Origin of the sequence: Sphingomonas sp. (assembly GCF_042091075.1) — a bacterium.
In the GTDB taxonomy this organism is placed as follows: Bacteria; Pseudomonadota; Alphaproteobacteria; order Sphingomonadales; family Sphingomonadaceae; genus Sphingomonas.
In genome coordinates this window covers 1-9,064 of sequence record NZ_JBELIE010000131.1, presented here as the reverse complement: position 1 = coordinate 9,064, position 9,064 = coordinate 1, and the positions used below count along the sequence as shown (strand labels likewise).

Here is a 9,064-nt window from a genome sequence, read left to right as displayed (position 1 = left end):
GGCGGTGGGGCCGACCCGGGTACACCTCAAAGACAGTGTAGGCTGGGCGGCGCAAGCGGGCGTCGATATCGACATCACCCGCCGGGTCTTTCTGAACGTCGACGTCAAGTACATCGATATCGACACCGTCGCCCGGCTCGACACCGCGGCGCTGGGGCGCCAGCGGGTCGACGTATCGCTGGACCCGCTGGTGTTCGGGATCGGTTTTGGAGTGCGTCTCTAAAGGCGGGCTTCTCTTGGCGCGGCGCTGTCCGTGACAAGGCGATCGGCACTTGCTGGGTCGCCCTGCAATATGGCGATGGCGGCCAGCCGGACGCGCAGCTTCTCATCATAGCGGGGCTGGCATAAAGAATGATATTGCGAGTCAATAGCACTTACGCCTATAGCGCCCCGACTTTTGGGGAAGGGGCGAATGATGAAGCCACGGCGTTTGAAGAGGGTGATCGGTACGGCGGTCAGTGCATCCTGCCTCGCCATGCCGGGGGTGGCGAACGCGCAGCAGGCGACGGACACCGATGATGGGCGGGGCGACATCATCGTTACCGGCGCCAAGAATCCCGGTGTCGCGATGGCGTCGAAAGCCGATATCCCGACGCTGGAAAACGCGCAGGCGATATCGATCGTCACGCAACAAACGCTGAGTGACCGTGGCGTGCTACGGCTTGGTGATGCGCTGGCGGGGGTCGCCGGAGTGTCGCGCAACAATACCTATGGCTTTTTTGACGGCTTCAACATTCGCGGGTTCAATGCCTCGTCCGGCGCGACCTATCTCGATGGGCTGCTTGACGACACCGGCTATGGCACGTCGGAGATGAGCGCGCTGGAGCGTGTCGAAGTGGTGAAGGGGCCGGCGTCGGGCCTGTTCGGCCAGGGACCGCTATCGGGCATCGTCAATCTGGTCAGCAAACGGCCCCGGGATGAAGCGTTTCTCGATCTCGGCGTCAGCGCCGGCTCCTATGATCTGATCGAGGTTCGCGCCGATGCGAATGGCCCGTTGACGACCGACGGCGCCCTGATCGCGCGTCTGGCGGCCGTCTATCGCGACCAGGACTTCTTCGTCCATTCTTCGGGGCAGAAGCGTATCTTCCTCGCCCCCTCGCTCAGCTGGAAAATGGGGGGGCGAACCACCCTGACCCTGCTCGGCCGCTATCAGAAGGACGATATCCGTCCCTGGTCACCGACCACAGCCTATGGCACCGCGCTGCCCAACCCCAATGGGCCGCTGCCGATCAGCTTGTCCATCAACGATGCCGTCTATCCCGCCGTCCAGAAGAATGATTACTGGAATCTGGGTTATGCGCTCGATCATCAGGTCACTGATGCCATCGCGATCCACCAGTCGCTGCGCTATCAGGATTTTCACAATAGCTGGGACAACTGGCTGTTCGTCACCGGGATCAATACGCAGGATATTCCGGCAACGGCGACCAGCCCGCTCATTCCCGCCTACAGCCGGGTCAGCCGGGCTTTCTATGGGCCGTTCAACGAGAACGGCAGCTATTTTCGCGTCGACACCAACGCCAGCGCCCGCTTCGATACCGGGCCGCTAAACCATTATCTGCTGACCGGAGTCGATTATGGCCGGCGCCGATCGGATAACAGCAATCTCTACGACACCAGCCATCCTTATTATCTCAACCTCTATGCCCCGGTGTACGGGACGGTCAGCACTCATAATCCGGCGGTTCCGTTCTCGACGGCAGGCAGCCGGACACGGCAATTGGGCTTTTACGTCCAGGACCATATCAAGCTGGGCGATATACTGACGGTGACGGTGGGCGGGCGTTGGGACGATGCCTCGGCGATCAACCTGAGCGGGGGAGTGGCGAGCCCGAAGACCACGGCCAAGGCGTTCAGTCCGCGTGCGGGGGCCACGCTTGCCCTCAATGACTGGGCTTCGCTCTATGTGAACTATTCCAAATCCTTCACGCCCCAGTTCAGCTACCGCGACGTCGACCAACGGGTTCTGCCGCCCGAGCGCGGGGTCAATTACGAGGGTGGGGTGAAGATCGCCCGTAGCGATGGGCGGCTAAGCGGGATGGTGACGCTCTTCTCGCTGACCCGCGCCAATGTCGCCACGGCCGATGCCGTGCTACCCAATGTCTATGTGCTGACCGGCGAACAGCGCACGCGCGGCGTCGAGGCGGAAATGGCCTGGCGTCCCGGCAACGGTGTCGAACTGACAGCGGCCTATACTTATCTCGATGCCAAGGTGACCGCCGACAATCGGCTGCTCGTCGGTTCGCGTCTCGGCAGCGTACCCCGCCATATCGTCGATACATGGGCACGCTATGCGATACCATCAGGGCCGCTTGCCAACCTGGGCGCGGGGGCAGGGCTTCATCATGAAAGCAATCGCGCCGCCAGCACGGCGTCAGCGGTGGCGGGGGCGGCGCAGCCCTTCATGCTCGATGGCTATGTGCTGGTGGACGGGACAATCTTCTACAGGTTCGACGATTGGTCGCTCCAGGCGAATGTCCGCAACCTCTTCAACGAGCGATATTTCCCCACCGCCTCCCTGACCCGCACGACGCCGGGCGAACCGCGGACCTTCATGGTCACGCTCCAGCGCCATTTCTGACGTCATGGCCATTCACCCCAGCCGAGCTGGCATGCACCGACCAGATGCTGTCGCGCGGACACCGGGGCGAGAAAAGGCCGTCGGCCCGGCTGATGGAAGGATGATATGATAAGGCCTGAGGACGCGGCCCGCGACACCGCCGGCCTGCTCATCCACGCCGCTCGATGCTGGCGTTGCGCGCGCGACAATGGTGAGCCGGTTCAGCGCGCGCTGCACCGGATGCTTGCCCCTTGCAAATGCGAGATGCTGGCGCCGGTCTTCGACAGCTACCTGACGCTGTGCGAAGCCGCGCTAGGTCGCCGGATCACCGTGGGCGACATCGCGCGCTCGCCGGACGAACATCTGCTGCTCGGCCTGCTCGACGGATCGATGCGGCGGCGCGCCTGTCTCGACTGCGCGCAGGGCGCTGCCAGCGCTCTCGACTGCGCGATCTGTTCGACCCGCATCATGCTGGCGATGACAGTCGGCCATTCCAGCGGGCGGACGCGGCAGTGACGCCGGCGATCGACAGCATCGCCGCGCTGGACGGCATCCAGCCGTAAAGCCTTGTCGCCCCGCCATCATCGGAACGACGGTCGATGAGCGGCGGTAGCGACCAAAGGGTCATGGGTATGGCGTTGACGATACGGCGATGCGGCCGACCTTCTCGAGAACCGCTTCGTCCGCTGGCCGCACGTCCTCGGAGAAGGAGGGATTCTCGAAATAGCCGGTCACGATCACGGGGCTGCGGTTGCCCGGAGGGATGAGGACCGCGACGTCGTTGGTCTTGTTGCCGATGCCGGGGCGCATGCCCGTGCCCGTCTTGTCGAGCCCGCGCCAATCAGCGGGAAGGCTCGCTCGGATGCGCTTCGCCCCGCTCTGCGTCGCCGCCATCCATCCACGCAACCGATCACGATTGGCCGTACCCAGCACATCTCCCAGGACGATCCGCCGTACCGTTTCGGCCATGGCGCGGGGCGTGGTGCTATTCTCCTGCGTGCCCGGCGGGATCACGTTGACGACCGGTTCGTAGCCGTCGAGCCGGCTCGTGCTGTCCCCGATCTCGCGCCAGAACCGCGTGACTGCGTCGGGGCCGCCCAGGCGGCGCATGAGGACGTTCGCCGCGGCATTGTCGCTCGTGATCTGCGCCGCTTCCGCCAGCGCCACGATCGGCAGCTTGCCCTTGTCCAGGTTCTTCTCGATCACCGGCGAGTAGCCGACGATATCGGCCCGGCTGAAGGCGAGCGTCTCTGTCAGATCTAGGCGACCGGCATCGGCTTCGCGGAGCGCCATGGCCGCCAGTGATAATTTGAACGTCGAACAATGACAGAAGCGCTCGTCGGCACGCCAGCCGAAGCTCTTTCCGCTGCCGGTGTCCAGAACGAACGCGCCCAGCCTGCCGCCGGCTGCCCGCTCGATCGCCCGAAGGCGGGCGGTCGGACCGCGCCCGATGGCGCCCGCATTGCCTCGACCAGCCAGGAGCACGCTCGCACCGATCGCCAGCATCATGTCACGACGATTCATTGTCCGACCCCTGTGATTTCCATTTACAGCGTGTCTCTAGCCTACCGGCGCGCAAACGCCTCTGGGTCAATTTTTGCAGCGGCAGCGTCGCTTTGGGATGTAGCCCCATCCGCCTTACCCGCACAGGGCGCGGCTCGACCAGACAGCGATGTGGGTATGTTCGGGCTCTTCTCGAACGCCCGATTGTCGTCCGCTACGATATTGTCAGCCCGGTAAGCGCGATGGCCGCACGCGCCGCCATATTACCACCCGATCGCGCCGCCTTTGAGCAAATCCTCATGGCGCAGGATCCGCATGGGTCGCGCCACTCCATTGAGGATTGGTGCGCGGGCCGGATCGGGCGATGCTGCCTGTCCGATGATCATGGTGCGACGGTTCGCCAGGTGCAGACGAATGGCCGCCGGTGCCGGTTTGCTGAGCAGATAGAAGGGTTCGCCGGGGACGAGCGGATAGAGGCCGAGCGAGGCCCAGACATACCAGGCCGACATCGCACCGCCGTCATCGTCCATTCCCTCGGCGAAGCCGATGCGAGAGAAGCTGGGTTGGTGGACAGGCCGGTCATATTTGGCCTGATTTTCATACCAGTGATCCACCGGTTCGTCGCGCAGGCGGGCAACGAGCCGGTCGGTTCGAGCGGGATCACCCGCCAGCGCGAACAGGAAGGGCACGTGAATGTCCGGCTCGTTGGTCATGTTGAACAGATCACGGTCGAAGAACTGTTCGAGCTCGGCGGCGAAGCGGGGACGGCCGAGTGCTTCGTTCCGTAACCAGTCGAGATCGAACACCGGCGCCCAGCGATATTGCCACAGCGTTCCCTGATAAAGGCCGCGCGCCTTGACGGTATCGGCGTCGGCACCGAGATCGCGAAAGGTTGAACGCCACAGGGGGCGATAGTCCAGCGCACGGGCGGCGAAGGTGTGCGCAAGCTCCTGATGCCCTCGGTCGGATGCCAGTTCGGCGACGGCCCATTGGTCATAGGCGAGTTCCAGCCGCTCATCGGGCGTGGCATGCGGCAGGTGCAGCGTCTCCTGCGCCATGGCCGGCAAGGCCGAGGCAGGGTCGGTGTGGCCAAGGCCCTTGCGATACAGATCGAGCAAGGCGATGCCGGCATGCTCGGTGCGTACGCTCAGGAAGGGCTCCGTCGGGCCGGCCCATTGCGCCTTCCCGGCCACGAACAGATCGACCAGCGAGTCCGCGATGTCGCTGCCTACCTCGGGCGCCACCAGCGCGACGAGCGGCATCTGGGTGCGGTAATTGTCCCACAGCGACCAGCCTGAATAGCGATGGTGGCCCGCCGGCGCCTTCCGCACCTTGCCATCCGTTCCGCGATAGGCGCCGCGGGCGTCGTCGATCCGTGCCGGCCATTGCAGGGCGCGAAACAGACAGGTGTAGAACAAGGCGTGGCGCTCGGCCGGGGCATCGAACTCGATCCGCGATAGAGCGCGCTCCCAATCCTGCCGCGTCCGCCGCTGCAGTTGTTCTAGGCTTTGCGCGCCCAGCTCGCCAGTCAGCGTCGCCCGTGCGGAGGCGGGATCGACGGTGGACAGCGCGACGTGGAACTCGATGCGGTCACCCGCCCGAACCGGGAGCTGGAAGCGGAGGACGCCGTCCGGATCAAGCGTGCCGCTCTGCTGCACCGGCCGGCCCCGCACCGTCAGCCGGGCGGCGATGGCGAGGCGATAGACGCCCTTGCCGCATACCGTGGCGTTGGCGAGGCGCAGGCTCAGGGCGGCAGGGTCGCGGGAAAGCCATTCGTGGTCGACATGCCCGGCATAGCTGTGGCGCGGGTCGATGCCGACCGATACGGTTCCGGCGCGCGACGCCGTGAAGCGGCTGATCGATACTGATTGTCCGGCGGCCAGATCGGCGATGATCGGCGTGCGGCCGTAGCGCACATGATACCAGCCCGCGCCGGCGCGTTCGCTGCCATGATCGATGGGGGAGGGGCCCTGGTCGCCGGCATAGCGGACGCTGGTCAGCAGATCGCCGCCGCCGCCCCGGCACCCGACGCCCTGCGCCCGCGTCTGCGAAAAGCCCCGCAGCAGCGGCGCGGCGCGATCATAGCCGATATGGTTGGCGGGGTCGGTATCGGGTCCGAGCTGGACCATGCCGAACGGCGCGGCCGCGGCCGGGGAGAGCTGTCCGCGATCGCCCGTCGTGCCCATGAAGGGATCGACGAGGTCGACGGCCGGGCGGGGCGCTGCGAGAGCCGGTGACGCGATCAGTGCCGAGCAGGCGAGCAGGCGAGGCATCATTGGTCTTGTCCCCGGTTGTTGGCGGCCTTGTCGCAGCGGAACAGCGCCGTTCCGTCGCGTAGCATCTCTCCGTCGCTCAGGCGCTGAATGATATGCGTTGCCCGTTCGGCGATGTGCGAGCGGTCTTCGCCGGCATCCGCATCGATGTCGACCCTGTTTCAAAGGAACAGCCGGCCGCCATCCATCGCATAACGGCCCATGCTGCCCGGCGACGAATATCCGCCATCCGCGCGGAAATGTATCACCCGTTCTCGGGACACTGTCATGGCAACGCCTGCTAGGCGCGGGAGGTGACAGTTTCGATACATGCGGCGGCCGGATCAGCAGGGCGCGGGTCGCTGTGTTTGGTGCCGACCGCATCTTGTCATTGACGGCAAGGCCGGATCAATGTGATTTCATATCAAGGCTATCGCGATCCCGCGAACGCGGCCGAAAGAGATTGCATGATAGCACGGATCACCATGGCTTTGCTGACGCTTGTTGCCGCAACGGCGGCGAGCGAGCCTTCATATAACCCCCGCGAGACCTTCGCGCCGTTCGATATGGAGCAGGCGGTCAACCGCTATCGCGGCGGCAACGGGCTGCCCGGTCCGGATTATTGGCAGAACCATGCGGATTACGCGATCCGTGCCACGCTCGATCCGGCGGCCAAGACGATCACCGGTTCCGTTGAGATACGCTATGCCAACAACAGCCCCGACACGCTGGATGTGCTGTGGCTGCAGCTAGACCAGAACCTGTACCGGGTGGCGTCACGCGGCGGGATCGCAGCGGGCGGCGTGCCAAGGGGCTCCACCGAGGGCATGATGCTGGACGGGGTCTCGGTCGAGGCGGGGGGACGCCAGGTCGAACTCGCTCCGCTCGTCACGGATGCGCGCGCGCAACTGCGCCTCCCGCAGCCGCTGCCGGCCGGCGGCAAGGCAACGATCCGTATCCGCTATCATTATGTCGTGCCCGCCGAGGCGTTCGGCGGGCGTACCGGATGGTTGACGGGCAAGTCGGGGGACATTTTTTCCGTTGCGCAATGGTATCCGCACATGGCGGTTTATGACGACCTGCGCGGGTGGGACACGCTCCCGTATCTCGCCCAGGAGTTCTACCTGGAATACGGCAATTTCGATTACTGGCTGACCGTGCCGTCCGACATGCTGGTGGCGGGGTCGGGCGAGCTGATGAATCCGGGCGAGGTGCTGATACCCGCGCAGCAGGCGGCGCTCGCTCGGGCAAGGACGAGCGATACGACCGTCACTATTCGTGCACCAGGCGCGGTCAACGATCCCGCCACGCGGCCACACTCGGCGCGCGCGCTGACTTGGCATTTTCGCATGGAGAACACGCGCGACGTGGCGTGGAGCGCGTCGGCCGCCTTCGCCTGGGATGCGGCACGCATCAATTTGCCGGACGGCCGCACGGCGCTGGCCCAGTCCTTCTATCCACCCGAGAGCCAGGGGCGGGAGCGGTGGGGGCGGTCCACGGAATATCTGAAGGACGCGGTGGAGCGGTTCTCGGCCAAATGGTATCCCTATCCCTGGCCCAACGCGATCAACGTCGCGGGGCCGGCGGCGGGAATGGAATATCCCGGCATCGTGTTCGACGGTATCGACGACGCGGGGAAGCAGCTGTTCTGGATCACCGCGCACGAGATCGGGCATAGCTGGTTCCCGATGATCGTCGGCTTCGACGAGCGCCGTCATGCCTGGATGGACGAAGGCTTCAACACCTTCATCGACACCTATGAATCGGACGAGTTCAACAAAGGCGAATATGCGCCCAAGCGCGACAGCGAGTTCGCGCCCGGCGGCGGCAATCCGGTGGATGAGATCCTGCCGGTGCTGGCCGACAGCCAGGCGCCGCCGATCCTGTCACGCTCGGACACGGTGATCGAGCGGTATCGACACCCGGTCACCTATTTCAAATCGGCGCTGGGGCTGAAGCTGCTGCGCGAACAGATATTGGGGCCGACGCGCTTCGACCACGCATTCCGGCGCTTCGTTGCCGCCTGGGCGTTCAAACACCCCAAGCCGGCCGATTTCTTTCGTGCGATGGAAAGCGAGGCCGGTGAGGATCTCTCCTGGTGGTGGCGTGGCTGGTACGCCGAAAACTGGCAGATGGATCTGGCGGTGGCCGGGATCGAGCGCGGCAAGGGTGGCGAGCCGCTGGTGCGGGTGGAAGCGCGCGACAAGCTGGTGATGCCGGCGACGCTGCGCATCACTTATGCCGATGGGCGTACCAGGGATGTGGCACTGCCGGCGGAGACGTGGATCCGGCAAGGGTCCGTCGCGGTCGCGGTGCCGCCCGGCGAGGTTCGCAGCGCCGAGATCGACCCCGACCATGCGCTGCCCGATCGCGACCGCAGCAATAACCGCAAGACCGCCTGAGCCCCGCGCCACCATTCGAGGAATCCATGAAGCGTCACCTGACCCACATCGCTCTCCCGCTCGCCGCACTTCTCGCGACGGCCACCGGCTCGGCGCAGCAGGCCGCATCCGGGCGCGTCACGCCGATGACCCCGGACGTGGTGCCGCATTACGAGCAGATGCTGCCCTCGGCCGACTTCATCAGGCGCGAGGCGATGATCCCGATGCGCGACGGCACCAAGCTGTACACCATCATCATGATGAAGAAGGGCACGGCCAAGGCGCCCATCCTGCTGTCGCGCACCCCCTATGACGCGCATGGCTCGGCGCATCGGGTCGCCAGCCAGCGCCTGGTCGACAATCTCGAC

Annotated in this window: 6 protein-coding genes and 1 pseudogene; 5 read left to right on the top strand and 2 right to left on the bottom strand. The window is 65.2% G+C overall.

Features of this window, described 5'->3' with window-relative positions:
• The 3 genes from ACFDSW_RS12570 to ACFDSW_RS12560 all read left to right on the top strand — a co-directional run.
• A partial coding sequence (locus tag ACFDSW_RS12570) for an OmpW family protein (protein WP_375250633.1) occupies positions 1 to 223 on the top strand: 223 nt, incomplete at its 5' end.
• Positions 224 to 412: 189 nt separating this feature from the next.
• On the top strand, positions 413 to 2,581 hold the full coding sequence (locus ACFDSW_RS12565; protein WP_375250632.1) for a TonB-dependent siderophore receptor: 2,169 nt from the start codon (positions 413 to 415) through the stop codon (positions 2,579 to 2,581).
• Positions 2,582 to 2,686: 105 nt separating this feature from the next.
• Positions 2,687 to 3,076: a hypothetical protein gene (locus ACFDSW_RS12560; RefSeq protein ID WP_375250631.1), complete on the top strand. Its 390-nt coding sequence runs from the start codon at positions 2,687 to 2,689 to the stop codon at positions 3,074 to 3,076.
• A 108-nt stretch (positions 3,077 to 3,184) separates the two neighbouring features.
• Here ACFDSW_RS12560 and bla read toward each other — a convergent pair whose 3' ends face one another.
• Both bla and ACFDSW_RS12550 read right to left on the bottom strand, forming a co-directional pair.
• On the bottom strand, positions 3,185 to 4,069 hold the full coding sequence (gene bla, locus ACFDSW_RS12555; RefSeq protein ID WP_375250630.1) for a class A beta-lactamase: 885 nt from the start codon (positions 4,067 to 4,069) through the stop codon (positions 3,185 to 3,187).
• 257 nt (positions 4,070 to 4,326) lie between these two features.
• Entirely contained in the window at positions 4,327 to 6,339 is a 2,013-nt protein-coding gene (locus ACFDSW_RS12550) for a glycoside hydrolase domain-containing protein (protein WP_375250629.1), read from the bottom strand.
• 461 nt (positions 6,340 to 6,800) lie between these two features.
• On the opposite strand from ACFDSW_RS12550, the gene ACFDSW_RS12545 reads away from it, so the two are divergent.
• Both ACFDSW_RS12545 and ACFDSW_RS12540 read left to right on the top strand, forming a co-directional pair.
• Positions 6,801 to 8,717: a M1 family metallopeptidase gene (locus tag ACFDSW_RS12545; protein ID WP_375250628.1), complete on the top strand. Its 1,917-nt coding sequence runs from the start codon at positions 6,801 to 6,803 to the stop codon at positions 8,715 to 8,717.
• 26 nt (positions 8,718 to 8,743) lie between these two features.
• Positions 8,744 to 9,064, top strand: a pseudogene (locus ACFDSW_RS12540) (glutaryl-7-ACA acylase); the annotation flags it as partial.